Origin of the sequence: Rhodococcus cercidiphylli, assembly GCF_033042225.1 — a bacterium.
Taxonomy (GTDB): Bacteria; Actinomycetota; Actinomycetes; order Mycobacteriales; family Mycobacteriaceae; genus Rhodococcoides.
The window spans coordinates 215,380-241,709 of sequence record NZ_JAWLKE010000008.1 but is presented as its reverse complement, the minus strand read 5'-3'; the positions used below and the strand labels follow the sequence as shown (position 1 = coordinate 241,709).

Sequence of the window (26,330 nt, the reverse complement as noted above, 5' to 3'; positions counted from 1 at the left end):
GGGGAGGTTTCTGGGGCAGCTCGTCCACGAGCACAGCCGACACCGTGCGATTCTTGGCGGCGAAGAAGCGCACCGACCCCGCCAGCCCGGTCCTCGCCTGGATGAACACCGCGGCTCCTGTGGCACGCGACGGAATGGTTCAGGACTGGGGCACCCAGCAGTTGGCCGGCGTGACGGGGAGCAAGTGGGGATGGGCCGACGACCGGTCGAGTGTTGTCGCGTCAGCGTCGATCGGCGATGATTTCGTCGTCGCCTCCAACACGTACGGACCGAGCAGCACCAACACCGACGACGTCTTGGGCGCGCTCGGCGGAATCGAATTGACGGCACCGCCCGCCGCCGTCTCTGTTCCGAACCTTCCCGTGATCCCCGGTCTGCCGTCGGTCGAGGAACTGCTGCAGATGCTTGCCCCTCGCTGACACGTTCGAAAAGTTTGTCGGACCCCTCCCCTACTCTGCGTCTCACCGAACAGTTCGGTAACCACACCGGGGGACGTGGAGGGGACGACGATGAGTCGTATCGATTTGGACAGTTTTTTCAAGTACACGCGGGCGACCAGCGCGTGGCAGGATGCCGATCCGAGCGAATTGCTCGACAGCGGAATCGGATTCGCCCAACTCGGATCAGTGGGGAAAGACAGGGTCCGGCTGATTGCGGAACGTTTGGCCGCTGTGGCCGAGCAACAGGCTGGTTCGATACTCGATCGGGCGGCTCGAACACTCGACGATGCTCTCGACACGGCGTTCGAGAACGGTTGGCAGCCCGCCGAACTCGTCCATGTCACGCTTCAGTGCGCCGGAGGCGACGGCACAGTGGTCATGGTCGAGGCCATCGGAGCACACACGGCGCGAAGCTCGGCCGAGCGCCTCGCTCCGGATTCATGGCGTGATCAGCTATCCGAGCTGCACGTCGACTCCGCCGGGGGCACGACAGCCGAGAGACTTCAGCGGTGGCGTTCGTACAACCGACGATCGTCGGCGCAGTCCTGGTACACCCTTTTGCTCGTACTCGGTTGTTCGACATGGCTGTTGCCTCTTGAGAAGCTCCTGCCCCCTCCGGCCCGGTGGACCTCACAGTCGGCAGCGACCGGCCCCGGGCGTGCCACGGACTCGAAGATGCTCGGCAGAATCCGAGGGCTGCTGGCCAAGGCCGAGTCGACGCAATTCCCCGCTGAGGCCGAGGCGTTATCGGCCAAAGCCCAAGATTTGATGACGCGCTACGCGATCGACAGCGCGCTTCTCGATGTGGGGAACCCTCGCAGCCTGATCGACGATGTCATCACGCGACGCATCATGGTGAGCAATCCGTACTCCAAAGCCAAACTGCTTCTGCTGCACTGCGTATGCCATGCAAATGGTGCCAGGACACTGTGGAAGAAGAAGTACTTGCTGGCCAGCATCATCGGCATGCCCGTCGATCTCGATCTGTGCGAGCTCCTCTACACCTCGCTACTCGTGCAATCGACGCGCGCACTCGACGAGGTGGCCGATTCGCCGGCAGCGCGGACCCGTAGTTTCCGCAACGCTTTCTTGATCGCCTACGCCCACCGTATCGGCGAACGACTGACCGAAGCACGCGACCGCGCCACCGCGGCCGCCACTCGACAACACGGCTCTGCGCTGGTGCCCATCATGGCGGAACGAACCGACGCAGTCGACCGAGCGTTCGCGGCCCGGCATCCGACGACGAGAACGATCAGGTTCAGCAGCGACAATGCAGCGGGATCGCATGCCGGCCGTGCCGCCGCCGAACGCGCGGACCTTACCGGTGGGCGCGAACGTATCGACAAATCCGATCTGGCCTCGTAGTGCGCGCTACATTGACTGCCATGACCGGTCTCGATACTCCCCTGACGCCCCTTCGCTTTCTCGAACGCGCAGCGGAGGTCCACCCCCACAAGACCGCCGTGGTGGACGGGCCCAGGACATTCACCTACGAGCAGTTCGCTGCCGACGTCACCCGGCTCGCGCACGCACTGCGCGCGTCGGGTGTCGGCCACGGAGATCGGGTGGCCTACATCGCGTCCAACTCTGCGGAGCTGTTGTTCGCGCACTACGCGGTTCCACTGGCCGGTGCCGTTCTCGTCGCAATCAACACCAGACTGTCGCCCGCCGAGGTTCGCTACATCTGCGATCACTCCGGTTCGGTTCTGCTGGTGGGTGATTCGGAGCTGCTGTCCGGGCTCGGAACAGATCCGATCGCCGATTCGGTCCGTGAGATCATCGAGACACCCGCCCCCGACGGCACGTACGCAACGCTGCCGCACGCCACTCGATACGATGCCTTCCTCGAGCGAGGCTCCGACGACCCACTGGAGTGGGAGGTCGACGACGAGACATCGACCATCACGATCAACTACACCTCGGGCACCACCGGTCGACCCAAGGGCGTGATGTACACCCACCGCGGTGCCTACCTCAATTCGCTCGGAGAACTGCACCACCAGGGATTCGGCATCGACACCCGATACCTGTGGACACTGCCGATGTTCCACTGCAACGGATGGTGCACCACCTGGGCGGTCACGGCCGCGTCGGGCACGCACGTGTGCCTCCGCGGAGTGCGCGGAGACGCTATCTGGTCGGCCATCGACAACGGTGTCGATCATCTTGCCGGTGCGCCGACGGTGCTGACCACTCTTGCCACTGCCGCAGAGGCGCATTCGCTCGACAGACCCCTGACCATCGTCACGGCGGGCGCTCCACCGAGTCCGACGATCATCAGCAAGATCCGAGCGCTGGGAGCGACGCTCGTACACGTGTACGGCCTCACCGAGACCTACGGTCCGTACTCGGTGTGCGAGGCGAAACAGGAATGGCTCGAATTGGACGCCGACGACCAGGCTCAGCGCTTGGCTCGACAGGGAGTCGGCATGCTCACTGCCGACCGTTTGCGCGTGGTACGAGACAAGCCGGATGCAGGCGGAACGTTGATCGACGTCGAACCCGACGGCGTCGAAATGGGTGAGATCGTCATGCGCGGCAACAACGTCATGAAGGGGTACTACGACGACGCAGCCGGTACGATGCAGGCCTTCGCGGGCGGCTGGTTCCATTCCGGAGATCTCGGGGTGATGCATCCCGACGGGTACGTTCAGCTGCTCGATCGGGCCAAGGACGTCGTCATTTCCGGCGGCGAGAACATCTCGACGATCGAGGTCGAACAAGCACTTGCCAGCCACCCAGCCGTCGCCGATGTGGCGGTCATCGGAGTGCCGGACGACAAATGGGGAGAGCGACCGAAGGCATTCGTGGTGCTGGTGCCGGGTGCGGACGCCTCCGAGACAGAGCTCGTGTCGCACGTAAAATCGGCTATCGCGTCGTACAAAGCCCCGCGCGCAGTCGAATTCATCGTCGAGTTGCCGAAGACATCGACCGGCAAGATCCGAAAGAAGGAGCTGCGCGACGCCGAGTGGGGCACGTCCACATCGAAGATCAACGGGTAGCCCGGAACGTCACGCCATCTGCACACCGGCGATTTCGGTGACGCCGCCCTTGCCATCGAACGACAACTGCCGAAAGGCCACCTTCTCGACGAAGAACCTGTCGTGACTCACCAGAATCACCGCACCGGGAAACGCCATCAAGGCGCGTTCGAGTACCTGAGTGCTCTGCAGGTCGAGGTGGTTGGTGGGCTCGTCGAGCACAATGACGCCTGCGCCGAACAGTAGGCACTGGGCCAGGGCAACGCGCGCTTTCTGGCCGCCGGACAGAACTCCGATCTTCGACTTGAGATCCAGCTCGGAGAACTGCAGCAGCGTCAGGAAGCGGTGCACTTCCTTCTTCGTTGCCGTGAGTGCGAGACTGCCCGGCATTGCGTTGACCGAATGCGACACGGTGTCGTCGAGATCGAGATCGGCCAGCACCTGGTTGTAGTAGATGAACGACGGAGCCTTGGTCTTCCATTTGATCTTGCCGTCGTCCGGTTGCTCGGCACCGACGAGGATGTCCACCAGAGTGGTCTTTCCACATCCGTTGGGTCCGGTGATGGCAATGCGGTCGCCGCGGTGCACGGTGAACGAGATGTTCTCGAAAAGTCGTTGCTCGCCATAGCTTTTGGAGATTTCACTGATCTCGGCCAGGTTGTCGTGCACGTGCAGTCCGCCGTAGATCGCAGTGACCACCGTGTCGACGGGACGCGGACTCTTGCTCTTCTTGATGTTCGCCAGCCGACGCTTGAGCACCCCGCTGGGGTTCTTCACCGCTTCCTTGCGATCGCTGATCGCTTCCTGCTCGTAGGCCAGCAATTGTTGTTCGTTGCTGAACTCACGTTCGAGGTTCTTGAGCCTGAACTGCTTCTGCTGAACGTATTCCGAATAGCTTCCGTCGTACGTCTGCAGGTGATGGTTCTCGATTTCGACGATGCTGGTGACGACCTGCTCGAGAAACGCGCGGTCGTGCGAGACGACGAGGAGCGCACCGCGGAAGTCGCGTAGCCACCGTTCGAGCCAGGCGATTCCGGCAACGTCGAGGAAGTTGGTCGGCTCGTCGAGCAGTAGGACGTCGGGTGCCTCGATCAGGATCTTGGCCAGCGCTGCGCGGTTGCGCCAACCACCGGACAGGCGATCGACGGGGAGCTCACGTCGTTCGGCGTTGAATCCGAGCATCGACAGCACCGTGTCGATCTGCTGGTGGTAGGTCCAACCGCCGCTGTTCTCCATGGCGTCGAGCAGTTCGGCTTGCCGATCGACGAGCTTGTACATCTGCTTCTCGTCGAGGTCACCGCCGAGTGCGGCCTCGACTTCAGCCAACTCGACCTCGATCGCGTGGACAGCGACGAACAGCGATTCGAGCTCCGCTTGGATGCTGCGATCGCCGTCGAGTTCCGAGAACTGCGAGAAGTACCCGATTCGTGCACCCTCGGTGACATCGACGGTTCCGGAATCGGGCGTCTCACGCCCGAGAAGAAGCTGCAGCAGGGTGGTCTTGCCTGTGCCGTTGCGGCCGATCAGACCGATGCGATCGCCGTCAGCGAGACGAAAGAACACCTCGCGCAACATCACCTTCTGGTCGTATCCCTTGGCGACGTCGTTCAAGCGGATCCAGCTCAAGCGTTCACTTCTCCTGAAAAACGGGTCCGCTGAGTCGTCGAACCGGGCCAGCTCACTGTAGCCGGGCTGGAGCCGTCCCCATCCCCGTCGTCCGCCTGATCGGCTCCCCTGCTTCGAATGACCGACGCCGATCGGAGGCACATATCCAGAATCGAGGGGCTGATTCACACCTCGCCGTCGGGCACACTCATCGGCCCGTGATGCTCGCGAGCGAATCGACGGGCGGCGAGACCACCACGGGATCGCGTCCCGACCACAAATCCAGCACCGCTTTGGGGCGTGCCAACAACTCTCGCGCGTAATTACGCACCACCGCAAGGGTATTGCAGTCGATGCACTCCGCCGTGACTCCATCGACGTCGAGGTCCATGTCCTCGCATAACGCTACTGCTCGCGATACATGGAGAGGTTGGCTGATGATCAGTCCGCGTTCGACCCCGAAGGTCTCTTTCGCCCGTGCGCAGGTGTCGTAGGTGTCGATGCCGTGATCGTCTCCGATGATCACCTCAGGATCGATTCCGTGCTCGATCAGATAGTCGGTCATCGCTTGAATCTCGTTGCCCGAGTTACCGTCTGCATCACCGGAAACCAGAATTGCCTTGATCTTCCCCGCCGCCATCAACGCAATCGCAGTGTCGAGACGTCCGGAGAGAAATCGCATCGGCTTGCCGTCGCGCACCTGCGCACCGAGGACGATGGCCACCGGTGCGTCCGGCGCATCCTCGACGTCGTAGACCTTCCCCGCCGTCGCGTATGCCACCCACCCGGCCGATGCCAGAACGACGGCCACCAGGGCTGCGACCACCGCGCAGAAGGCACGAACGAGTCGCCCGGCCAATCCTCGGGGCTTCGATACGGTACTCATGATCTCGTTTCGTCGGTGGGAAGAAACCTCAAGCTAACCCACCAATACGAAGTCCGAGCGTCGCCGAGGCGCACCCATACCGATTCCACAGTGATCCCTCAGAGCCCGCCCCTGCGTGATTGCACTGTTCGGACACGGAGTACCGTTCGATCAGTGAATCCGCTGCTGACCTCTCGACGCTACGTCGACTTGCGTCTGCAAGCCAGCGCTACCTGTTGACGGTTCTCTAGACCGCATCCCCTCCGCTCGGCCGATCGGCCGGCGAGTATTTCTGTCGTCCATCCTCGGCGACACCTCTCCTTTTCGAAAGGCATATCCATGTCTGCGCCCAGCGCTACCCGAACGCGCCGTGTCCCTACCTGGGCAACCGCGTTCGGTCCACAGATCGTTGCCGGTCTCGTCCTCGGTGTCGTGTTGGGACTCATCGCCCGGTCGATGCCCGATGCTGCAGACGGCAACGAGAACTGGTTGGTCGGCACGCTGTCGACCATCGGTTCGAGCTACGTCAAGCTGCTCACCGTCGCGGTGATCCCGCTGGTGTTCACTGCAATCGTCAGTTCGATCGCCAACCTGCGCGAAGTCACCAATGCTGCCCGTCTGGCGATTCAGACGCTGTGGTGGTTCGCCATCACGGCATTCATCGCCGTCATCATCGGCATCGTGATCGGGTTGGTCGCGCAGCCCGGTTCGCGTACCAGCGCAGGTGCCGATTCGGCGGGCGACCCGTCGAGTGTCGGATCGTGGTGGTCGTTCCTCACCGGACTGGTACCGAACAACTTTCTCGCACTCGGCGCGAAGACCACTGTCGCCGAGAGCGGCACCGCAACCACATCATTGAGCTTCAACATCTTGCAGTTGCTGGTGATTGCCGCTGCCATCGGTATCGCTGCGCTCAAGGTCGGCAAGAAGGCCGAGCCGTTCCTCGCGTTCAACGCGTCGCTGTTGGCCATCGTGCAGAAGGTTCTGTGGTGGATCATTCGCCTCGCGCCGATCGGCACCGCCGCACTCATCGGCAACGCGGTGGCGACCTACGGCTGGGATGCCATCGGCTCGCTCGGCGTCTTCACCGTGTCGATCTACGTCGGTCTGGCTGTGGTGTTCTTCGTGGTGTACCCGGTGATCGTTCGCGCACATGGACTTTCGGTGCGCAACTTCTACTCGGGAGTGTGGCCCGCCACCCAGCTGGGCTTCGTCTCGCGTTCGTCGATCGGAACCCTGCCACTCACCGAACGCGTCACCGAACGTAACCTCGGAGTCCCGCGGGAGTACGCGTCGTTCGCGGTTCCTCTCGGGGCGACGACCAAGATGGACGGTTGCGCGGCAATCTATCCCGCGATTGCGGCACTGTTCGTCGCTCAATTCTACGGCATCGATCTGACCATCACCGACTACCTGCTGATCATCGTGGTTTCCGTGATCGGTTCTGCAGCAACGGCGGGAACAACAGGTGCGACGGTGATGCTCACCCTCACGCTGTCGACCCTCGGATTGCCGTTGGCCGGCGTCGGTCTGCTGCTCGCAGTGGAGCCGATCGTGGACATGGGTCGCACCGCAGTCAACGTCACCGGTCAGGCATTGGTGCCGACCATCGTTGCCAAGCGCGAAGGAATTCTCGACCTCGAGCGCTACAACGCTCCGCGGAACGGCGATCCTTTCGTCGACGAGGAAGCGGAAGTGGAACTGGCCCGCTAGCAGGGTGGTTCGAACGATCGATCCCGACGACCGAGCAACTGGGTCGTCGGGATTCTTCGTCTATCTCGGCGGGGACAGCGCCTCTACGGTGGCCGCAGTCGCGGTATCCGTAGCCTCGACACTGGCGAAATAGTGTTGAAAGAACTCCCGCATCGTCTTGACGATCTCGATCTGCTGCTCGATCGCAAAGCGGGCGGAGCCGTCTTCGCCAACAGCGAGGCGATCAAATTTGGCACCGAGCATCTGAGCTGAGGGCAAGTTGCCGAATGCCTCAGGCCTCGACAAGTTCGTAGTCATCTCAAGCATCCTCGACAAGTCGCGGAGGTAGTTTTCGCATGCGTTGTCGCACTGTTGAGCAATCTCCGGCTCTACGTAGAATTCTCCTTCCGCGGCTCGATCTCGCAACGTTTGCCAGTGAGTCAAGTTGTTGGCAAGCCTGGACGATTCGAGTGTCACTGCGGTCACTCCTTCACTGCGGTAGATGCGTCTCGAGGTCGACGGCGTGTTTGGCGACCTCTGCACACGGGTCACCCAAGGTGTCCTCCGAGCCAATGGTGTCGACCACGAAAATGATCAGGTTTCCCCCTACATCGACCACGATGTCGCATCCCGTAGGCGGATTTCCCTGGTAGTCAGCGTTGTAGCGCACTGCGGCACGCGAGCCGACCTGGATAGGAAGTTGCCGCTCGTTCTGAGGGCTTCGCAAGTATTCGTCGATCGAGTTGATCGACGACATGACGGACAGGTAGTACCAGGGGTTGGTTCCGGAGGCGTCCCAGGTGCAGTTCTTCCAGCCGGGGTACGTCGTGATGCCCGCGAAGTCCGGTCGCTCGGTGCTGACGTCCAACCCACTTGCTGTCACTGCAGACTTCGGAATATTGCAGGGGTCGAATGGCTCCGGGGCCCCCGCCGTCGTCGTCGATTCAGTCGAGGCGTCTCCGTTTGCGACTGGACTCCCCTGCGTCGATCCCGAACAACCCGCCAACACCAGGGCCGAAGCACACACCGCCGCGAACCGCCGCCCACCCATTACCCGCATTCGTTCAACCTCTCGACACAGACGTCACTGAAAGGTTGGACGCGAGGGGCACCCGATCGGTTCCCTATACGCGCTGCGAGGCCTTGATCTCCTGCGACTCGACCGAGTGAACACTCCTACGTTCCGCCGCCCACACCCACAGGGCCAGCGATATCAGCGCGATCACTTCGGCGACGACGAGCACTCGCTCCACGTAACCGAGGGTGACCACCCGGTACCAGGGTCGCGGGCCGGTGGCACCGGCGACCAGTGCGTAAGCGATGGGCAGCAGCGTCACGACCGACAGCATGCTCAGTCCCAGTGTGATCCGCGCCCGAGCCGCCCACACGGCGTCACGAATCCAAGGACGGGAGAAGAGAAAGACGGCTACCGGGATGCTGACGAACGCCACAGCCGCACCGAGTCGGTGAATCGTCCCGCCGACGCTCAGCGACGCGTCGTTGGACCAATCCTGTTTCGGCACCGCGACGACGGCCACGAGCCCCACGGTCCACAGGGTCAGACAGATAGACGCGGCCGATGTGGGCCGGGTGAGTCGATGCCGAAGTGCGGCCGCAAGAGTGAGTGCCGAGCCGAACGCGAGCAGGACCACCCCGATCGAGAACACCCACTGCTGCGCGCCGAGTCCGTATTCGCTGATCGTGCGACGCAAGTGCGAGGGCGTCTGCAAAGCGGTGTACAGATCGAGAACCAGCACCACCAGCGCACCCAACACGATCAACAGAGCGCCGATCCTGGCCGGTCGAATCTGCACGTTGTTTCCACCCTCCGGGACGACGTCGATCGCCGTCCACACTCCATGTTGCCCGAAGAACCGATCTACATCCCTTGACCGAGGCTGTAGCGTCGAATAACGTACAATCACATGGTTGTAGATCAGCTGGATGACGCCGGCATCGATCGCCTCTTCCAGGCATTCGCAGACACGACGCGTCGCGACATCGTCGCGAAGGTCACTCTCGGCGAGCAGTCGGTCTCGGAGTTGGCTTCTCACTACGCCATGAGTTTCGCCGCCGTACAGAAACACGTCGCAGTTCTCGAACGCGCTGCGGTGATCACGAAACACAGGCGTGGCAGGGAGCAGATCGTGCGAGTTCGATTGGACACCATCGCCCGAGCCCGCGCCTTGCTCGACGGATACGAAGAAATCTGGCGAGATCGCGTCGGGAGGATCGACGAACTTCTTTCCCAGGACGAGAAAGGCTGAATCATGCCGTTCATCAGCTCACACAAGGATGCAGAAAACTTGACCATGACCGTGACCGCGGAGTTCGACGCGAAAGTAGAACGCGTCTGGCAGATCTGGGAGGACCCACGTCAGCTCGAACGGTGGTGGGGTCCGCCGACATGGCCTGCGACATTCGTCTCCCACGACTTCGTTCCGGGCGGCAAGGCGTCGTATTACATGTCCGGGCCCGACGGCGAAAAGGCCGCCGGCTGGTGGCTTTTCACCGATATTTCAGCTCCGACCACGCTGTCCTTCGACGACGGGTTCGCCGACGACTCCGGCAACCCGTCGTCGACGCTGCCCGTCACGCACGCCGTGGTAACTCTCGAGGACGTCGACGACAGAACGCGCATGACCATCCGGTCTCGATTCGACAGCCTGAGCCAGCTCGAAGAACTCGTCGCGATGGGCATGGAAGAGGGCATGGCGTCGGCAATCCGTCAGATCGACGCCATCGTCGCCGAGTGATCGTCGTGCGTGGAAACTCGACCCCTGCTACGAGTTTCCACGCACCTGCGGCGCAGCCGCTCTACTCGGGAACGGAGCTGACCGTGAACGGCTCGACGGGCTCTCCCCCACGCTTGTCGAACTGACTGTTCACCACGAGCAGTCGATCGTCCACTGCCGCAACGGTTGTGGGGTAGGCAAACGATGCGTCGGTGATCTCACCGGTGACCGCGCCGGTTCTGCCGTCGTCATCGAGGTCGACCTTGGCGATGAGCCCGTCACGATTGCGGACGACGTACAAGGTGTCGTCGTCCATTTCGAGGCCGTCGCCGTTGGTCAGGGTCGCGCCGCCCAGATCGACCTGGGTGACCTCTTTCGAGGTCTTGTCGATGCGATAGAGGTTACCGGTACTGGACTGCACGACGATCAACGCCGATTCGTCGTCGTTCTCGACGATGCCGTTCGCGTTGAAGCCCTCCCCGTACGCGAACGGAGTGCCCTCGAAGCTCACGAACGTCTCCAACGGAGCGTCCTGCGTTCCGGCCGTCATCTGCTCGAAGGGAATGCGGTACAACGCCGGGCTGCGTGAGTCCGTGATGTAGGCATCACCGTTGTCGGCAATGGCGACGTCGTTGAGGAATGTCGCATCGGTGCCGAGACCGTTGGTGAACGTGCCGATCAGATCACCGGAATCGGCGTCGTACACCCATACCTTGCCGGTGGCCCCACCGGCGATCACCAAGTAGTCGGCGCGATCGTCGTCGTCGGTCACGTCGATTCCGGCAGCCGCGGTGCGCCCGTCCGCGCCGCCGGGCAGGAACACCGAGACGTCCGGGGAGCCGACGGTTCCGCGGAACACCGCGCCATCGGATGTCGACGTCACATAGAACGTGTCGTCCGCGGCCGTGATGCCCTCGGGGAACACTCCACTGCCGGGCAGGTTGTAGACCGTCGCCGAGCTCGAACTCGGTGATGTCGACGCCGGCGCGGACGAATTGCTCGTCGTGGCCGGTGCCGGATCGGGCGAGTCCGAGGACCCGCAGGCGCTCAGAAACAGTGTGGCGATGGCAACAGCGGGGGCTACTCGCGAGACTCGGTTCACACCATCGAGTGTTCCATATGTCTCAATCTTCGGGCATTTCACCTGGTGAGCAGATTTTGGGCCCATCAGTTTCGTACTGTCGTAGTCATGAGTGCCTCCTCCTCCCTTGCCGCAGCCGACAGCGACCTCGGAGGGATCGCCGGATGGGCAGTGAGTCTGATGGAGGCCATCGGTGGCCCCGGCGCAGGAATTGCGGTGGCCGCCGAGAACTTCTTCCCGCCGCTGCCGAGCGAGATCATCCTGCCGCTGGCGGGTTTCACCGCATCCCAGGGCGGGATGACTCTGCTGAGTGCGCTGTTCTGGACGACGGCCGGATCGGTACTCGGCGCACTGGTTCTGTACTGGCTCGGCGTCAAACTCGGGCGCGACCGGATGTACGCCATCGTCGATCGGATGCCGTTCGTCGGAACCGACGATCTGACCAAGGCCGAGGATTGGTTCACCCGCCACGGACGGTCGGCGGTGTTCTTCGGCCGCATGATCCCGATGGTCCGTTCGGGCATATCGATCCCGGCCGGAGTGTCCCGGATGCCGGTTCTGCAATTCCTGCTGTACACCACCCTCGGCAGCCTGATCTGGAACTCGATCTTCGTGCTTGCCGGCTACTTCCTCGGCGAGAACTGGCACTACGTGGAGAACTACGCGTCGGTGTTCCAGTACGTCGTGATCGGCATCGTGGTCGCGCTGATCGGCTGGTTCGTGGCCAAGAAGGTGCGGTCCCGTCGCGTCGAGGTGCAGTGACTGCTCACAGGTCGTCGATGTCGATGAACCCGTCCTGCAGAGCACGCACCAGCAACGTCGCTTTGGTCGGTGCCGTTCGTCCCACTGCCGTGTACTTCGCTCTGATGCGAGTCAGGTGTGTGTTGACGGTTCCCATCGAGAGATAGAGCGAGCGCGATGCCTCCGCTTTGGAATCCGAGATGAGCCATGCGGTGAGAACCTCGATTTCACGAGCGCTGAGCCGTGGGTCGGGGGCATCGCCGATGCGGACGTCGAGCACTGTCATGAAGATCCTCGTTTTCGGGCGTCACCGCTGTCCCGGTGGCACTGACACGGCCAATGACACAGCACTCGCTCCGCTGCGTCACTCCGAGGAATGACCGAGGTTGCTCTCACCCGAGAGTGAACACTGTCACCTGCGCCGTCACGGTCGGCCCCACCTCGGTAAAGTCCGCCACTATGACCGAGCTCGACGCGACCGCCGCCCACTTCGTCGAGGCGGGTGTCACATTGTTGGTCACCCATCCGCAGAAGATTCTCGAACGCGGATTACGTATCGAAGACGTAGTTCACGAGGCCGACTCTTCGACAGCAACGTTCTTCCGCAAGTTCAGCACCAAATCCGACTTCCTCGCCACGGTCGTCGAACATTTGTCTCGAAATCCTCCACCCACCGACGTTCACGAGACTGTTCGCATCCAGATGACGGGCAGCGGTGCATCGATTCGCGCGACGGTGACTGCGCTCGTTGCGCGCTACTTCCCGGCGGTCGTCGACCGGAGGAGCATCACCGAGTCTCTTCTCGATCTTGTTTTCAGCGGGCCGACTTCCGGGACCCTCGCCGGAAGCTACCGCGTTCGAGACGATGCCGTACTCGAGGCATTCGAGGCACTGTTCGATCCCGACGGTGGCGCTTTTCGCCGTCCCTTCACGGCCCGATCGTTCGCCGTGACCGTCAATGCTGTCGTCGACGGTTTTCGCATCCGCAGTCAGGTGGACGCCTCCTCCGTATCTCCCGATGTGATGTCGGACGCGGTGCTGGCCTTCCTCGGGGCCGTCGTCGACACGTCCGGACATCATCAGCACCTCGACGACGTCGTGCGGGATGTCGGTGTACCGGTCGAGGAGCGGCCACTTCCTCGCGATCCGCGTGCCGCGATCGTCACCGCGGCGCGCGACGAGTTCGGTAAGCGTGGGTACTTCATGACGCGCATGGACGACGTCGCCGATATCGCCGGAGTGCCGAGGGCAGCGTGCAAGACTCTGTTTCCGACCAAGCCGTCCGTCATCGTTGCGGCACTGCAGAGCCGGGTCGATCGTCTTCGCGAGTCGGTGGCCGACGACCAACTGCTCGGCCTCGACGAGCTCACGATTCTGCAGAATCACATGCTGCGGTGCGCGCAACTCGCCTCCGACGAACTCGAATTCATGGACGCTCTCCTCGTCGCCGTCGCACACGACACTTACGGCGAACCGGAGGGACTGATCTCGATCAAGGAAAAGCTCAACCTGCCGGCAATCATCGCACCGGTCATCGCACGAGGGCAGGACACCGGAATCTTCCGAAAGAGCTCGAGCCCAGTCGATCTCGCTGCAGGAATCACCAACACTCTCCTGATGCGGTGTTTCACCCGACGACAGAACAGCCCGCAGGACAACGCGACGTTCGTCGGTGAACTTCTCCTCGACGGACTCAGCGCGCGCTGAGCATCGACCGCGTGCCATCAGGTCCCGCCGGATTCCGTCGGCGAACCGGTCGGGTGCAGTGAGGATCTCGTCTGCCTGCCACACCCACCTCGATTAGCAAAACGAATGGTATGAATATTGCGCGACGTTCGTCGCAATGGTGACGAACGGAGCGAGGGCCATGGACGAGGACACGCAGCCCACCGAACGCAATCATTCTGCGCTGCTGACCGCACTCGTTCTCGTGTCGATAGTAGCACTCGGCGTGGTCGTAGCGGGATTGACCGCTCCAACCGCAGAGCCCGAATTGACCTCATTACCAACGACATCGGCGACTCCCGTTCCGGATCCCCCGCAACCTGAGTACGTGGTGGTCACCCCGGAGGTCGACGCGTCGGCGAGCATCCCGGGGTGCGATACCGTCGAGCCTCCGAGCGAATCCTCGTACTTCGGCATCGCCACGATGGGCGACGAGTCGTACGACAATCCAGCCGCCCCCTGGTACGACGGACCCAGAGCTCACCTCATGTCCGAGGCGTTGATGGCAGCGCTTCCCGCCGAGATCTCATCGACAAGGTCCTTGTACTTCGGGCCGATACCCGCGTCGGACGAATCTCAGGATTTCGTCCTCGACTCGGCGCATGCATCCGCCCCACTGGCCGCGGGTGGCGGGTCCGACTATCTCAGTGTTTCTGTCGGCCCGGCAGACTCGGCCGAACCACCACCGTGTGTGGCAGGACAAGTGGACGAGCGACGGAGTCTTTCGGACGGAACGGTGCTGGACGCCGACGACACGTGGCGCGAAACCGACGGTCAGCGGTCCTACTCCCGGACGGCCACCGCGTACACCCCGGACAACACTGTCGTCTCTGTCTCCGTCTCGGGCGGGAACGACCCGGACACGTTGTCACTGACGCTCGACGACCTGGTCCGAATAGCCACCGATCCTGCGCTCAGGATCACTGCTCCCGTCCCTGCGGGAACACCGGGCAATGTCACCGACTGCTACGGCGGCTGGGACGAGTCACCGACGGCGTCGTTCTCTCGCGACGAGACTCGAACGCTCAACGACGCCTTACGCCGAGCCGACGTGGCAGCACTGGCACCGACACCACCCCTCGGCGCACTGCACACCAGTGACTTCGGTTCCGGGCTCTGTCAGACGGTGAACAGCACTGCCGGGCAACTCACGATCACTGTTACTCGGGCCACTCCTGACATCGAATCCGATTCGACGACAATGGCGAAACCCCAGCTTCTGTCACCGAACGAGTACGGGACGGGGTCCTCGGTCTCCGTCGTCACGCCGTTAGGGCTCGAGATCGCGGTGTCGACGGACCGACCGACGGCGGATCCAGCATTGCTCGAGAACCTGGCGAACACACCAGGATTGGACCTTCCATGACGCGATGGAACGAGACGACGAAATTGGTCGTTGCGGCGGTCGTAACGACGCTGTCGGTCGGTGCTGCGGTAGCCGTTGTGGCACAGGACCGATCGACGACCATCGAGAAGATCACCGACTCCTCGGACGCCGCGCCGGGGTTGGCGTGGGCCGTCGACGCGGCGGACATGGGTCTCGAGGGAGCTACCTTCGCCTCTCCGCGTACCGGTTCCATGTATGCGTGGGGTCTCGGTTCGATAGTGATCGGCGGTACAGCTCTCACACTGGCAGTCGTGTCCTCGGAATCCGGCAACGACGAGGCAGTCATGGTCGGAATCGACACCACGGACGGCACAGTTCTGTGGAAGACCCCTGCCCCGGACCTAGCGGCGTGCGCCGACGAGCCGCTCGACGGACAGCTGGTCTGCCACCAGCCCAGCTGGGGTGAGACTCCGGGCTACGTCACTTTCGATCCGGCCACCGGCGAATCGCGAAACTACCCTACTGATCTCGATCTTTTCGCCGTCACCGTCGCAAACGATCGCGTGTACACGACATCGGGCGACCTCGAGGGTAACGATGTTCTGCTGCACCGCGGCACGCTGGATAATCCCAGCGCCGATTGGACGGTACCGCTGCACGCGTGGGCCGGTTGGGAAGACGACTACGCCACCGCACTGAAGGTCGGTGACGACATCGGAACCTTCGACGTCGGGGGCGGTTTCTCCACGTTCGACGCCGCGACCGGCCGACAACTCTGGAAGACGGACAGCCTCGAGGATTGCCTCGGAGCCGTGGGACGCACCATGGGCGACCTGGCCATTGCATCGGTGCAAGATTGCGAGGGTACGAGTTCGGAACCGAGAGGGTCGGTCGCCTTCCGACTGGACGGCACGGTCCTCGCACGTTCGGACAGTCCTGTCGTACAACAGCCTTCGCTGGACGAGCCCACCGACACGTCGATCCCGATCGTTCTCGGCGATACGGCCTTCGATCGCACCACAGGTGAGCAACTGTGGCGCGACGACGCCTTGTCGTACGACTTTCCCGGAGACGAACTCAACGAGCCCCGCACGTACGCCACTCTGAAGTACGTCATCGGCCACGTCGGGTTGCTACAGGCATCCAACGGCACCACAGCGCTCGATCTGCGAGACGGCGAGCATCTGTGGCAGGCCGGGCTGAACGGCAGCATCATCGGGCGCGACGGTGATCTGGTGTTGACCTCGGCCGGCACGGATCTGTCCGCGGTCGACGTGACCACCGGTGAGACCGAGTGGACTGCGTCGACGTCGAGGATGTTTCCTGATGACGAATCGATGAGCTTCGAGATGCTGGTCGATGCCGCCGATGGCAGCTATCTGGTGCAGTCGGGCACCAAACTGGCGATGCTGCAACCACTCCCCTGAATCAGTCCGTCGGAACGCGGTACCGGCCACCTTTGACGACGAACACCACGTATCCCAGAATGGCCAGCACGTACAGCGCCGTCGGTACCGCGAGAACCCAGGCGCTGACCGAGTCGCCTGTGGTCGCGCCCGCAACGCCGGTGATCCAGGCGAAGAGCAATGCCGTTGCCGCGCCGATCCAGTCGAGATCCTCGGCCATCTTCCGGTTCAGCTCCGGTCGATTCTCGGCGGCAGTCCAGTACTCGTGCATCCTTCGACTCGGCAGATTCACCATGGACGCCGGAACCTTGGGCAACCACCAACCGATACTCGCGAACAACCCGATCGTCGCGAATCCGATGCCGCCCATCGTGAGCAGGAAGGACAGCTTCGACTCCATGCGATCGACCTGACCGGATCCGTCGAAGTGCGCGGGAACTCGATCCCCCGCGGTGACGGCGACCCAGATCAGAGCAACGATGAACACCAGAGTTGACAGCAGCAGCGCCGCACGCGAAAGCTTCATCGAAGTCCACATTAGTGCCTCCGGCATCGGTGTGGTGCCGTGGCTCCGGGGCCTCCGCTCCCGTGTCACGGAAGGCACCTGTCCGCACCACTGCCGGAGGCACCGATGCCCAACAACGAGTTCGGGGACTTCCAGACCCCGATCGAGTTGGCACGTGCGTTGGTCAACACCTTGCCTCGAAGGATGTGGACCCGCGTCCTCGAACCCACGTGCGGTGTCGGAAACTTCCTGTCTGCCGTCGGGGAGCGCCATCCCGATGCAGAACGTGTCGGAATCGAGGTGCAACCCGAGTACGCCGTGGCCGCATCGACATTCGGCAGAGTGATCACTGCCTCGATCTTCGATTTCGACCTTGCACGCGACATCGCATGGACATCCGCGCCCGGCCCGACTCTCGTCGTCGGCAACCCACCATGGGTGACCAATTCTCAGCTCTCGGTTCTGGGCTCGAGCAACAGACCGGCTCGTGCGAACACCGAGAACGCGCGCGGAATCGATGCGATCACCGGAAGCTCCAATTTCGACATCGCAGAATTCATTTGGATCAAGCTCCTCGCCGAGTTCAGCGATAGACCGGTGACCATCGCGGTGATCTGCAAGACCCAGGTTGCTCGAAACGTGCTGTTGCACTGCGCTCGGCAGCAGCTTCCGGTGACCGGTTCGAGTCTACGAATGATCGATGCGAAGAAGTGGTTCGACGCAGGGGTCGACGCTTGCTGGTTCACCGTGGAACTCGGGCCGGGCAAGACCGACTACACCGCACAGACCTATCCGAACATCGTTGTGTCACAACCGGACAACAGAATCGGGGTCATCGACGGCCAACTCGTCGCGAACGTCGATGCGTACCAGCGCAGCAAGCAGTTCGATGGCATCAGTTCACTGATGTGGCGGCAGGGCATCAAACACGACGCTTCTGCCGTCATGGAACTGACCGAGAACGACGGTCCACGAACCAAACTCGGAGCTTCGGTGGACGTCGAGAGCGAGTTCCTGTATCCATTGTTCAAGTGCACCGATGTCTACCGCGACAAGCTCACCGAAGTGTCGCGGTGGATGATCGTGCCGCAGTCGCATACCGGTGACGACACAGCGCAATTGGCGGCCAGCGCGCCGAAGCTGTGGAAGTACTTGACCGACAACGCCGCTGTGCTCGACGGACGGAAGTCGTCGATCTACCGCAACAGGGCCCGCTTCTGCATCTTCGGTGTGGGGCCGTACACGTTTGCGCCGTACAAGATCGCGATCTCCGGATTCCACAAGGTTCCGCAGTTCAGAATGGTGGGCCCCTACGGCGGCAGACCTGCGGTGTTCGACGATGCCACCTATCTCCTGCCGTTCGAGGACCCAGCGGCATGCGCGGTCGCCCAGGCGCTGTTGACCGGCCAGGAGGCCACGGATCTCATTGCTGCACTGGCATTCTGGGACAGCAAACGACCCGTGACGAAGAAGCTGTTGCAACGCATCGACCTGCACGCGATCGCCTACGCGACCGACCCCGGAGCGCTCCGAGAGCGTGCTTCCGATGTTGCGGCCAGGAACGGTCTACTACTGGGGGCAGCATCGCTCACTCGCGCGGTAGATTTCGCGAGGGAACGGCCACAATGAATCCCGATGCTCCTCAACGACAGCCTGCTCCTGAGCTGGCTCTTCTCCTCATCGGCGGATCCATGTTCTTTGTGGCCACAGTCGTCGAGTCGGATGCGTTGTTCATTGCGTCGATTTTCCTCTGTGTCTTCGCCGGTTTCGCAGCCTTGATCTCGACGTGGTTGTCCCGTCAGAGCCGGCGAACAATCGCGCTCCTCACCATCCTCGGACTTATCCTGACCGGTATCGGTGCTGCGTTCATGGTGAAGGACGCATCGGAACCCGTCATCTTTTCACTCGGTCTTCTCATTTACCCTGGCGGCAGTCTCGCACTGTCCGGAGTCATCAACCTGGTGTCTCGCGGGCTCCGTCGCAACGACAGCTAGTTTCCACCGCGTGGCGGCCCGTGCCACGTTCGCCGAGCTGCGTCGCCAGCGAATCATTCCGTGAGGGAGCCACCCTGCGTACCGCCCGAGTAGGCCGGATAGTTTGAATCGGCACGAACGACGATAGAGACCTACGGGAGAACAATGCATCCGTTCGACACAGCAGTCGCCCTCGAGACCGTCGGCGACGGCACGTATCGCGGCAGGACTTCGGCGCCGTACAACAACATGGTCGGCCCGTTCGGTGGCATCACTGCTGCGACGTTCATCCGAGCCATCGAACGGCATCCGGAATGCCTCGGATCACCGGTCTCGCTGACGGTCAACTTCGCCGGTCCGGTGGCCGAGGGCGAGTTCGAGATCTCGGCGCGCGCCGTGCGAACCAACCGGAGCAATCAGCACTGGTACCTCGAACTCGTCCAGGACGGTGCCGTCGCAACTACGGCCACGGCGGTATTCGGGACGCGGCGCGAGACGTGGGACAACACCGAGGCCGTGGCACCTGCCGTCCCCTCCCCCGCCGAGACGCCCCGAGGCAACTTTCCCGACGCGATCGCCTGGGCACAGAACTATGAGATGCGTTTCGTTGCAGGCGCTCTGAACGACCAGGAATCACCGGACTCGACCGAGACACTGTGGATCCGCGACACGCCGCCGCGCCCGGTGGACTTCGCTGCGCTGACCTCGCTCAGCGATGTGTTCTACCCCAGGATCTTTCAGCGTCTCGGTCGCTACGTGCCGGCCGGCACCATCTCGCTGACGATCCACTACTTCTCGACGCCCGACGATCTCGAGCAGCACTCCGACGGATACGTCCTCGGGACGGCGCGGGCACGCCGGTTCCATCAGGGCTATTTCGATCAGACGGCCGAACTGTGGACCGAAGGTGGAACCTTGCTGGCTACGAGCCACCAGGTGGTGTACTACAAGGTCTGACCCACTCCGACCCTCCGTCTCGGGTTCGGTCGACGCCGTTCTGGGTAGCGTGAACCCATGACGCACCCCTCGACGCACCTCGACATCGTCGCCGCTCCCGGCGTGTTCGCCGATCTCGCGACGGCGCAGGAACTGGTCGCCAGGGCGCTGTCGGCCCGAGGACTGACGGGCGGAATCGTCGACACCGCAGCCGGTTCCGACGAGGTGATCGTCGTTCCCGGTGACGGAATACCGGTCGACACGGCGTCGTACAGCGGTGTCGTTCGGGTCGATCTGGGCCAGTGCACACCGGACAGATCGCCGGGCATCCGCACTCACATTCGTGGCCGCGGACTCGACGGTCTGCGGTTCGCGATCGACAGCGTGTACTTCCACCGCTTCCACCCCGGAACCATCCTGTCGTACGGGGATCACCCCGAGCAACGCGTCGAGCAGCGGTTACCCGAGGGCGATGGCCCGTTTCCCGTCGCCGTGCTGATCCACGGTGGCTACTGGCGTTCGCGATGGGAATTCGACCTGATGGACGCGATGGCCGTCGATCTGACCGCGCGGGGTTACGCCACGTGGAACGTCGAATATCGTCGCCCCGACGAACACGGGTGGGATGCGATGACCGGCGACGTCGCAGCCGCGCTTGCAGCGCTGGAGACGGCACCCGGCAGTCTTGATCTGAACCGAACAGTCCTGATGGGCCATTCAGCGGGCGGTCAACTCGCTCTGCGCCTCGCAGCCGATTCGGCTGGAAAGGCCGTAACCCCGGCTCTCGCAGTGAGTCTGGCCGGCGTCCTCGATCTACGGGTCGGCGATGAGCGCTGGCTCGGCGAGGGTGCGGTGTCGAATGCGATCAGTGCGCGATTCGCCGGTGCGCAGGAGACGTACGAGGCATCGTCGCCGATCTCGAGGCTTCCGCTCGGTGTTCCGCATCTGGTGGTGTGCGCGGTATCGGACGATCCCAACCTGCTCGAGATCAGTCGGGCGTATTACGCCGCCGCGTCGGCGGGCTCGGATTCGGTCGGCTCGGTCGAAGGACCCGGGGGCCACTTCGCGGTCATAGATCCCGCGTCGGAGATCTATCAGGACATGGTTCGCGAGGTCGACGCCCGAATCCGAGGTACCCGAGACCACGCGTCCGGGTAAGTCAGTATCGTGCATGGTGTGACGCGCAGCACAACGACGTGTATGCCGAGACTTCAGGAGCGAGATCGATGAAGAGCACCATGCAGGACACCCCACTGTCCATCGGCCAGCTGGTTCGATTCGGGACGTCCATTCACTCCTCGGCCGAGATCACCACCTGGACGGACACCGGTCCGACCACGGTGACCTTCGGGGAATTGGGCAGGCGGGCAGCGCAACTGGCGCACGGCCTGAGGTCTATCGGCATCGACGACGACCAGCGCGTCGGAACGTTCATGTGGAACAACGCCCCGCACATGGAGGCGTACATGGCGATTCCTGCGATGGGCGCGGTGCTGCACACACTGAACATTCGACTCTTTCCCGAGCAGCTCACCTACATCGTCAACCATGCCGAGGACCAGGTGATCATCGCCGATGCGAGCCTGCTCCCCCTGCTGACGCCTCTGCTGCCGACGTTCGAGACCGTGCGGCATCTCGTTGTCGTCGGCGTCGACCCGACGCAGGTCACTGCACCCGACGGTATCGAGGTGCTGGGTTACGAGGACCTACTCGCGGGCAAGCCGGAGGAGTTCGACTGGCCGGAGCTCGACGAACGATCCGCTGCCGCAATGTGTTACACCTCGGGCACCACCGGCGACCCCAAGGGAGTCGTGTATTCGCATCGCTCCATCTACCTGCATTCGATGCAAGCCTGTATGACCGACGCGATGGCGATCGCGCAGTCCGACAAGGTCTTGGCCATCGTGCCGATGTTCCACGCGATGTCGTGGGGGTTGCCCTATGCAGCGCTGATGGTCGGCGCATCGTTGATCATGCCCGACAGGTTTCTGCAGCCGGCACCGCTGGCGGAGATGATGTCGACACTGCGTCCGACAGCCGCGGCGGCCGTTCCGACCATCTGGCAGGCGCTGCTCGCTCACCTGGACGAGCACCCGGCCGATCTGTCGAGTCTGCGCGACGTGGTGGTCGGCGGTGCCGCATGTCCACCGAGTTTGATGCGGGCGTTCCACGAGAAGTACGGGGTGCACATTTCGCAGGCCTGGGGCATGACCGAGACATCGCCTCTGGGCACGTCCGGCAAGCCCGATGCCGGACTGTCGGCGGAGGACGAGTTCGACTTGCGTTGCACGCAGGGCAGATTCGTCGCCGGAGTGCGAGCCCGGCTCGTCGGCGATGCCGGTGAGGTATTGCCGTGGGACGGTAAGACCGTCGGTGAACTCGAAGTCCGTGGCCCCTGGATCACCGGCAGCTACTACCGCGCCGACGCAGACGACAAGTTCGACGACGGCTGGCTGCGGACCGGTGACGTGGGCACCATCTCCGAGGGCGGCTACCTGCGGCTGACCGATCGCTCCAAGGACATCATCAAGTCCGGTGGCGAATGGATCTCGTCGGTGGAGCTCGAGAACCAGGTGATGGGGCATCCGGCAGTTCGCGAGGCCGCGGTGATCGGGGTGCCCGATCCGAAGTGGGACGAGCGGCCCCTGGTGGCCGTAGTCGTCCGCGAGGGCGCATCGGTGACAGCCGAAGAACTCAAGGAGTTCCTCGACAGCCGCGTCGCGCATTGGCAGCTGCCGGAGCGATGGACCTTCATCGACGAGGTCCCGAAAACCAGCGTCGGCAAATACGACAAGAAGCGACTGCGTAGCTCGCATGCCGACGGGGCATTGAACGTCATCGAGTTGGTCTGATCCGGTCGGCGAGTTACACGTCCCTCACACGACCTACGAATACCAGTAATGGTCTACCCCTAACGTCGTCATTGACAGCGACGACAGGGAGTCCCGGACAGTGTTGATCAACCGTTGTGCAGCTGCACTGGCGGTGACCACGGCCTTTCTCCACCTGAGGATGGGGATCGGCAGCGCACTCGGTGTTGTGGTCGCCGCCATGGCGGTGGTGTGCCTGCTGTGTGCTGCCGATCTGTGGCGGTCGACGAGCAATCGCCCGTGGGTGATCATGGCGACGTCGAGCGCCGTGATGCTGCTTGCGCATGCCTCCGGTCCGACGGGGCATCATCAGGCCCTCGTCACCGACAGGGTCAGCGACGTCTCGGCGGCCTCGATTCTTGCTGCGACCGAACTCGCGCTCGCCGCCGTCGTCGTTTTCCTTCGCACGCGCCGCATTCCGCCGGAACTTCTCCACTACCCATTGCAGGAGCCACGATGACCGATACCTTTGCGCCCGTTGTAGTTCACCCCCTCGAACCGCTGACCCCGCAGGAGATTTCGAGGACGTCGGCGATCGTGACTCGCGAGCAGAGTCTGACCTCCGCTGCGCGCTTCGTCTACATCGAGCTGCTGGAGCCGACCAAAGCCGATCTGCAGCAATCGGATACGGACCGTCGAGCATTCGTCGTCCTGCGTGACCGGGACGCCCATGCCACCTTCGAGGCAGTGGTCTCGCTCACCCATGATGTCCTGATCAGTTACACCGAGATCGCCGATGCCCAGCCACCCATCACGCTGGAGGAATTCCTTCGCTGCGAGGACGTCATCAAGGCCGATCCACGGTGGCAGGAGGCGATGGTCAAGCGCGGCGTCACCGATTTCTCGCTGGCGATGGTGGACAAGTGGGCCAGCGGCCACACCATGGAGGGTGACAATCCCGGTGGTCGACGCCTCGCCCGCCCGCTGACGTTCGTACGAAGCGAAGCGCAGGAGAACGGATATGCGCGGCCCGTCGAGAACCTCGTCGTCACAGTCGATATGGACACGATGGAGGTGGTCGACGTCGCAGACACCGGAGTGGTGCCCATCCCACAGACTCCCGGCAACTACCTACCCGGATTCTACGAACGCCCCGGGAATGTCCCGGAGTTCCCCCACCAACGCGCACCGATGAAGAAGATCGACATCACCCAACCCGACGGTCCGTCGTTCACGGTGGACGGCCACTACGTCGAGTGGGCGAATTGGCGCTTGCGCGTCGGCTTCACGCCCCGTGAGGGGTTGGTGCTGCACGACGTCGGTTACGTCGATCGCGGAACTCTGCGGCCGATCATCCATCGCGCGTCGCTGTCGGAAATGTACGTGCCCTACGGCGATCCCGGTGACAGCCAGTGGAACAAGAACGTGTTCGACGAGGGCGAGTACGGTTTGGGCGTTCTCGCCAATTCGCTTCAGCTGGGCTGTGATTGCCTCGGTGAAATTCACTACTTCGACGCGTACGTCAACGATCAGGACGGTCAGCCGATCGAACTTCCGAATGCGATCTGCATGCACGAGGAGGACTTCGGCATCGGTTGGAAACATACCGACTTCCGCGACAACGTTGGCCAGGTCCGACGCAACCGTCGGCTCGTGGTGTCGTTCTTCGCCACCGTGGGCAACTACGACTACGGCTTCTACTGGCATCTGTATCTCGACGGGTCCATCGAATTCGAGATCAAGCTGACCGGCATCATCTCCACCGGCGCGATCGAGCCGGGCAGGATTCCCGAGTTCGGCACCCTCGTCGCGCCCGGTCTTTACGGGCCGCATCACCAACACTTCTTCAGCGTTCGCCTGGACATGAACGTGGACGGGCCACGCAACAATCTCTACGAACTCGAAGCCGAGGCCGTTCCCGCTGGGCCGGACAATCCTCACGGAAACGCGTGGCGGCAGACCAAGCGTCATCTCGTCACCGAATCGCAGGCGCAGCGCGTCGCCGATCCACTCCGGGCTCGTTCCTGGTTGATAGCCAACGCGGACAGGAAGAACAAGCTCGGTGGGCACATCGGGTACAAGATCGAGCCGTCCGGTGCGGTCGCTCTGCCTCTGGCACAGCCTGGTTCGCAGCAGGCTCGCCGAGGCGGGTTCGCCACCAAGCACCTGTGGGCGACGCCGTACGCAGAACGGGAACGCTATGCAGCAGGTGAGTACGTGGCCCAGAATCCCGGCTTCGACGGCCTGGTGGCATACACCGCGCAGGATCGCTCACTCGAAGACGCAGACCTGGTCATCTGGCCCACGATCGCCGCGCACCACGTGGTGCGCCCCGAGGATTGGCCGGTCATGCCGGTCAGCCATGTGAGTCTGCACCTCAAGCCCACGGGATTCTTCGACGGCAATCCGATGCTGGATCTGGCACCGGAGACGCCGAAGCTCGCTGGGCACTGCTGCACCGAGTAGCCAGCCACGTCCAGGCCCGGGGACTACGGTCTCCGGGCCCGCTTTTTACGTCGACGTCTCCGTGACCGATGCACTCACCAGCGACGAGGTGCGCACACTCAATCGCGTTCGGTCGGCGCGGAACAGGTCCACCGAATATTCGACGGGTCGTTCGGACTGGTCGTATCCGATGCGTTCGAGCTTCAGGATGGGTGTTCCCTCGGGTTGCCGGAGCAGCGTGCCCGCAGGCGCACTGATCGTCGCCAATTCGATGGATTCGTCTGCCATACAGACCGATACGCCGAGCCTGGTACGCAACGCCTCGTACACCGAGTTCAACGGGGTCTCCAGAACTCGGCCACAGATGCTGTCGCTGAGGTACATCTGCTCCAGCGACAGCGTGTCCCCGTCCGCGAAGCGCAGCCGCAGCAACGAAACCACCGGTCCGTCTCCCAGTACCTGCGCCGCCTCCGGGCTCGGCTCGGCGATCCGCGCCGAGATGACCTTGGTCCCGTCGCGAAATCCCTGTTCGTGCAGCATCTGCGGGACGCCCTTGACGGTGTTGAGGCTCCGCAGCAGTCGCCGGCTCTGACAGAGGGACTGCGCACTTTCCGGTGACGACGAACCCGGTGTCACCGAGGTCAGGAACGCACCGCCGGCTCTCCCCTTCGTCCGTCGGATGACGCCGTCGCGTTCGAGAAGATCCAGTGCTTTGCGCAGCGTCGTCCGTGACGTGCCGAGTCGCTCGGCCAGTTCGCGTTCGGGAGGCAACCGAGCGACGGACCGCGATTCGAGCTCGGCAGCCAACCGAAGAAGCGCCGCGTGCGTCTGCTCCATCAACAGCACCGAATCACCTCGATTCACTCGTCACGACTGCAGAAGCCCATTCAATCTTCAATCAGGCCCGAGCAACACCCCTCGACCTGGGCATTAACGCACGATTAACACGGCGGGTGTCCTATGACCCGCAACCAGGTCACGCGTTACACGACGTTCACGTATCGACGAGAAAACCAGAAATGGTCTACGCCCATCGTTGCACTTACCCGAGAACGCAACA

At 62.8% G+C, this 26,330-nt stretch carries 26 protein-coding genes; 17 read left to right on the top strand and 9 right to left on the bottom strand.

Annotation, left to right across the window (positions count from 1 at the left end):
* The first annotated feature begins 53 nt into the window (after nt 1-53).
* The 3 genes from R3P95_RS21420 (at nt 54) to R3P95_RS21410 (ending at nt 3,445) form a co-directional block, all read left to right on the top strand.
* Nucleotides 54-419: a hypothetical protein gene (locus tag R3P95_RS21420; RefSeq protein WP_317549435.1), complete on the top strand. Its 366-nt coding sequence runs from the start codon at nt 54-56 to the stop codon at nt 417-419.
* 90 nt (nt 420-509) lie between these two features.
* Nucleotides 510-1,808 (top strand): DUF2786 domain-containing protein, encoded by a 1,299-nt coding sequence (locus R3P95_RS21415; protein ID WP_317549434.1) that lies wholly within the window; start codon nt 510-512, stop codon nt 1,806-1,808.
* Nucleotides 1,809-1,828: 20 nt separating this feature from the next.
* Nucleotides 1,829-3,445, top strand: a complete 1,617-nt coding sequence (locus tag R3P95_RS21410; protein ID WP_317549433.1) for an AMP-binding protein — start codon at nt 1,829-1,831, stop codon at nt 3,443-3,445.
* A gap of 9 nt (nt 3,446-3,454) precedes the next feature.
* Here R3P95_RS21410 and R3P95_RS21405 read toward each other — a convergent pair whose 3' ends face one another.
* Both R3P95_RS21405 and R3P95_RS21400 read right to left on the bottom strand, forming a co-directional pair.
* The gene (locus R3P95_RS21405; protein ID WP_317549432.1) at nt 3,455-5,050 is read right to left on the bottom strand and encodes an ABC-F family ATP-binding cassette domain-containing protein; all 1,596 of its coding nucleotides are present in this window, start codon (nt 5,048-5,050) and stop codon (nt 3,455-3,457) included.
* Nucleotides 5,051-5,237: 187 nt separating this feature from the next.
* Nucleotides 5,238-5,915 carry a SanA/YdcF family protein gene (locus R3P95_RS21400; protein WP_317549431.1) on the bottom strand — a complete coding sequence of 226 codons (678 nt, stop codon included), beginning with the start codon at nt 5,913-5,915 and terminating at the stop codon, nt 5,238-5,240.
* Between the two features lie 318 nt (nt 5,916-6,233).
* On the opposite strand from R3P95_RS21400, the gene R3P95_RS21395 reads away from it, so the two are divergent.
* Nucleotides 6,234-7,607, top strand: a complete 1,374-nt coding sequence (locus R3P95_RS21395) for a dicarboxylate/amino acid:cation symporter (RefSeq protein ID WP_149407787.1) — start codon at nt 6,234-6,236, stop codon at nt 7,605-7,607.
* A gap of 60 nt (nt 7,608-7,667) precedes the next feature.
* On the opposite strand, the gene R3P95_RS21390 is transcribed toward R3P95_RS21395, so the two are convergent.
* The 3 genes from R3P95_RS21390 to R3P95_RS21380 form a co-directional block, all read right to left on the bottom strand.
* Complete coding sequence (locus R3P95_RS21390; protein ID WP_317549430.1) at nt 7,668-8,063, bottom strand: hypothetical protein; 396 nt, start codon at nt 8,061-8,063, stop codon at nt 7,668-7,670.
* Between the two features lie 13 nt (nt 8,064-8,076).
* The gene (locus R3P95_RS21385) at nt 8,077-8,637 is read right to left on the bottom strand and encodes a DUF3558 domain-containing protein (protein ID WP_317549465.1); all 561 of its coding nucleotides are present in this window, start codon (nt 8,635-8,637) and stop codon (nt 8,077-8,079) included.
* A 73-nt stretch (nt 8,638-8,710) separates the two neighbouring features.
* On the bottom strand, nt 8,711-9,400 hold the full coding sequence (locus R3P95_RS21380) for a DUF998 domain-containing protein (protein WP_317549429.1): 690 nt from the start codon (nt 9,398-9,400) through the stop codon (nt 8,711-8,713).
* 111 nt (nt 9,401-9,511) lie between these two features.
* Here R3P95_RS21380 and R3P95_RS21375 point away from each other — a divergent pair, with 111 nt between their 5' ends.
* Together R3P95_RS21375 and R3P95_RS21370 are read left to right on the top strand one after the other, a co-directional pair.
* Nucleotides 9,512-9,853, top strand: coding sequence for an ArsR/SmtB family transcription factor (locus R3P95_RS21375; protein ID WP_317549428.1), 342 nt, complete (start codon nt 9,512-9,514; stop codon nt 9,851-9,853).
* A 3-nt stretch (nt 9,854-9,856) separates the two neighbouring features.
* Nucleotides 9,857-10,342 carry an SRPBCC family protein gene (locus tag R3P95_RS21370; protein ID WP_317549427.1) on the top strand — a complete coding sequence of 162 codons (486 nt, stop codon included), beginning with the start codon at nt 9,857-9,859 and terminating at the stop codon, nt 10,340-10,342.
* A 61-nt stretch (nt 10,343-10,403) separates the two neighbouring features.
* Here R3P95_RS21370 and R3P95_RS21365 read toward each other — a convergent pair whose 3' ends face one another.
* Nucleotides 10,404-11,423 (bottom strand): SMP-30/gluconolactonase/LRE family protein, encoded by a 1,020-nt coding sequence (locus R3P95_RS21365; protein WP_317549426.1) that lies wholly within the window; start codon nt 11,421-11,423, stop codon nt 10,404-10,406.
* Nucleotides 11,424-11,510: 87 nt separating this feature from the next.
* Here R3P95_RS21365 and R3P95_RS21360 point away from each other — a divergent pair, with 87 nt between their 5' ends.
* On the top strand, nt 11,511-12,164 hold the full coding sequence (locus R3P95_RS21360) for a DedA family protein (RefSeq protein ID WP_317549425.1): 654 nt from the start codon (nt 11,511-11,513) through the stop codon (nt 12,162-12,164).
* A 4-nt stretch (nt 12,165-12,168) separates the two neighbouring features.
* On the opposite strand, the gene R3P95_RS21355 is transcribed toward R3P95_RS21360, so the two are convergent.
* Nucleotides 12,169-12,429, bottom strand: coding sequence for a LuxR C-terminal-related transcriptional regulator (locus tag R3P95_RS21355; protein ID WP_317549424.1), 261 nt, complete (start codon nt 12,427-12,429; stop codon nt 12,169-12,171).
* Between the two features lie 173 nt (nt 12,430-12,602).
* Here R3P95_RS21355 and R3P95_RS21350 point away from each other — a divergent pair, with 173 nt between their 5' ends.
* The 3 genes from R3P95_RS21350 to R3P95_RS21340 all read left to right on the top strand — a co-directional run bounded on the left by R3P95_RS21350 (nt 12,603) and on the right by R3P95_RS21340 (nt 16,622).
* Nucleotides 12,603-13,850 carry a TetR family transcriptional regulator C-terminal domain-containing protein gene (locus R3P95_RS21350; protein ID WP_317549423.1) on the top strand — a complete coding sequence of 416 codons (1,248 nt, stop codon included), beginning with the start codon at nt 12,603-12,605 and terminating at the stop codon, nt 13,848-13,850.
* 160 nt (nt 13,851-14,010) lie between these two features.
* Nucleotides 14,011-15,234: a hypothetical protein gene (locus R3P95_RS21345; protein ID WP_317549422.1), complete on the top strand. Its 1,224-nt coding sequence runs from the start codon at nt 14,011-14,013 to the stop codon at nt 15,232-15,234.
* Nucleotides 15,231-16,622: an outer membrane protein assembly factor BamB family protein gene (locus R3P95_RS21340; RefSeq protein ID WP_317549421.1), complete on the top strand. Its 1,392-nt coding sequence runs from the start codon at nt 15,231-15,233 to the stop codon at nt 16,620-16,622. Before R3P95_RS21345 ends, R3P95_RS21340 begins: the two co-directional genes overlap by 4 nt.
* 1 nt (nt 16,623) lies before the next feature.
* Here R3P95_RS21340 and R3P95_RS21335 read toward each other — a convergent pair whose 3' ends face one another.
* Complete coding sequence (locus tag R3P95_RS21335) at nt 16,624-17,127, bottom strand: DUF1648 domain-containing protein (protein ID WP_317549420.1); 504 nt, start codon at nt 17,125-17,127, stop codon at nt 16,624-16,626.
* Nucleotides 17,128-17,232: 105 nt separating this feature from the next.
* Here R3P95_RS21335 and R3P95_RS21330 point away from each other — a divergent pair, with 105 nt between their 5' ends.
* The 7 genes from R3P95_RS21330 (at nt 17,233) to R3P95_RS21300 (ending at nt 25,291) form a co-directional block, all read left to right on the top strand.
* Nucleotides 17,233-18,735, top strand: coding sequence for a DNA methyltransferase family protein (locus R3P95_RS21330; RefSeq protein WP_317549419.1), 1,503 nt, complete (start codon nt 17,233-17,235; stop codon nt 18,733-18,735).
* Entirely contained in the window at nt 18,732-19,100 is a 369-nt protein-coding gene (locus R3P95_RS21325) for a hypothetical protein (RefSeq protein WP_317549418.1), read from the top strand. The genes R3P95_RS21330 and R3P95_RS21325 overlap by 4 nt, the downstream gene beginning before the upstream one ends.
* Nucleotides 19,101-19,244: 144 nt before the next feature.
* The gene (locus R3P95_RS21320) at nt 19,245-20,036 is read left to right on the top strand and encodes an acyl-CoA thioesterase (protein ID WP_317549417.1); all 792 of its coding nucleotides are present in this window, start codon (nt 19,245-19,247) and stop codon (nt 20,034-20,036) included.
* 57 nt (nt 20,037-20,093) lie between these two features.
* Nucleotides 20,094-21,173 (top strand): alpha/beta hydrolase, encoded by a 1,080-nt coding sequence (locus tag R3P95_RS21315; RefSeq protein ID WP_317549416.1) that lies wholly within the window; start codon nt 20,094-20,096, stop codon nt 21,171-21,173.
* Nucleotides 21,174-21,241: 68 nt separating this feature from the next.
* Nucleotides 21,242-22,867, top strand: a complete 1,626-nt coding sequence (locus R3P95_RS21310) for a long-chain fatty acid--CoA ligase (RefSeq protein WP_317549415.1) — start codon at nt 21,242-21,244, stop codon at nt 22,865-22,867.
* Between the two features lie 100 nt (nt 22,868-22,967).
* Nucleotides 22,968-23,345 (top strand): hypothetical protein, encoded by a 378-nt coding sequence (locus R3P95_RS21305; RefSeq protein ID WP_317549414.1) that lies wholly within the window; start codon nt 22,968-22,970, stop codon nt 23,343-23,345.
* Nucleotides 23,342-25,291: a primary-amine oxidase gene (locus R3P95_RS21300; protein ID WP_317549413.1), complete on the top strand. Its 1,950-nt coding sequence runs from the start codon at nt 23,342-23,344 to the stop codon at nt 25,289-25,291. The genes R3P95_RS21305 and R3P95_RS21300 overlap by 4 nt, the downstream gene beginning before the upstream one ends.
* Before the next feature lie 45 nt (nt 25,292-25,336).
* Here R3P95_RS21300 and R3P95_RS21295 read toward each other — a convergent pair whose 3' ends face one another.
* Nucleotides 25,337-26,107, bottom strand: a complete 771-nt coding sequence (locus R3P95_RS21295) for a GntR family transcriptional regulator (RefSeq protein ID WP_317549464.1) — start codon at nt 26,105-26,107, stop codon at nt 25,337-25,339.
* Between the last annotated feature and the right edge of the window lie 223 nt (nt 26,108-26,330).

Bases quoted from the DNA above. Each gene is read 5' to 3' on its own strand.
- R3P95_RS21385 (WP_317549465.1), bottom strand. From the start codon at position 8,637: ATGGGTGGGCGGCGGTTCGCGGCGGTGTGTGCTTCGGCCCTGGTGTTG.
- R3P95_RS21400 (WP_317549431.1), bottom strand. From the start codon at position 5,915: ATGAGTACCGTATCGAAGCCCCGAGGATTGGCCGGGCGACTCGTTCGT.
- R3P95_RS21310 (WP_317549415.1), top strand. From the start codon at position 21,242: ATGAAGAGCACCATGCAGGACACCCCACTGTCCATCGGCCAGCTGGTT.
- R3P95_RS21370 (WP_317549427.1), top strand. From the start codon at position 9,857: ATGCCGTTCATCAGCTCACACAAGGATGCAGAAAACTTGACCATGACC.
- R3P95_RS21345 (WP_317549422.1), top strand. From the start codon at position 14,011: ATGGACGAGGACACGCAGCCCACCGAACGCAATCATTCTGCGCTGCTG.
- R3P95_RS21395 (WP_149407787.1), top strand. From the start codon at position 6,234: ATGTCTGCGCCCAGCGCTACCCGAACGCGCCGTGTCCCTACCTGGGCA.
- R3P95_RS21320 (WP_317549417.1), top strand. From the start codon at position 19,245: ATGCATCCGTTCGACACAGCAGTCGCCCTCGAGACCGTCGGCGACGGC.
- R3P95_RS21300 (WP_317549413.1), top strand. From the start codon at position 23,342: ATGACCGATACCTTTGCGCCCGTTGTAGTTCACCCCCTCGAACCGCTG.
- R3P95_RS21355 (WP_317549424.1), bottom strand. From the start codon at position 12,429: ATGACAGTGCTCGACGTCCGCATCGGCGATGCCCCCGACCCACGGCTC.
- R3P95_RS21350 (WP_317549423.1), top strand. From the start codon at position 12,603: ATGACCGAGCTCGACGCGACCGCCGCCCACTTCGTCGAGGCGGGTGTC.
- R3P95_RS21330 (WP_317549419.1), top strand. From the start codon at position 17,233: ATGCCCAACAACGAGTTCGGGGACTTCCAGACCCCGATCGAGTTGGCA.
- R3P95_RS21415 (WP_317549434.1), top strand. From the start codon at position 510: ATGAGTCGTATCGATTTGGACAGTTTTTTCAAGTACACGCGGGCGACC.
- R3P95_RS21325 (WP_317549418.1), top strand. From the start codon at position 18,732: ATGAATCCCGATGCTCCTCAACGACAGCCTGCTCCTGAGCTGGCTCTT.
- R3P95_RS21295 (WP_317549464.1), bottom strand. From the start codon at position 26,107: ATGGAGCAGACGCACGCGGCGCTTCTTCGGTTGGCTGCCGAGCTCGAA.
- R3P95_RS21360 (WP_317549425.1), top strand. From the start codon at position 11,511: ATGAGTGCCTCCTCCTCCCTTGCCGCAGCCGACAGCGACCTCGGAGGG.
- R3P95_RS21335 (WP_317549420.1), bottom strand. From the start codon at position 17,127: ATGAAGCTTTCGCGTGCGGCGCTGCTGCTGTCAACTCTGGTGTTCATC.
- R3P95_RS21410 (WP_317549433.1), top strand. From the start codon at position 1,829: ATGACCGGTCTCGATACTCCCCTGACGCCCCTTCGCTTTCTCGAACGC.
- R3P95_RS21375 (WP_317549428.1), top strand. From the start codon at position 9,512: ATGGTTGTAGATCAGCTGGATGACGCCGGCATCGATCGCCTCTTCCAG.
- R3P95_RS21315 (WP_317549416.1), top strand. From the start codon at position 20,094: ATGACGCACCCCTCGACGCACCTCGACATCGTCGCCGCTCCCGGCGTG.
- R3P95_RS21340 (WP_317549421.1), top strand. From the start codon at position 15,231: ATGACGCGATGGAACGAGACGACGAAATTGGTCGTTGCGGCGGTCGTA.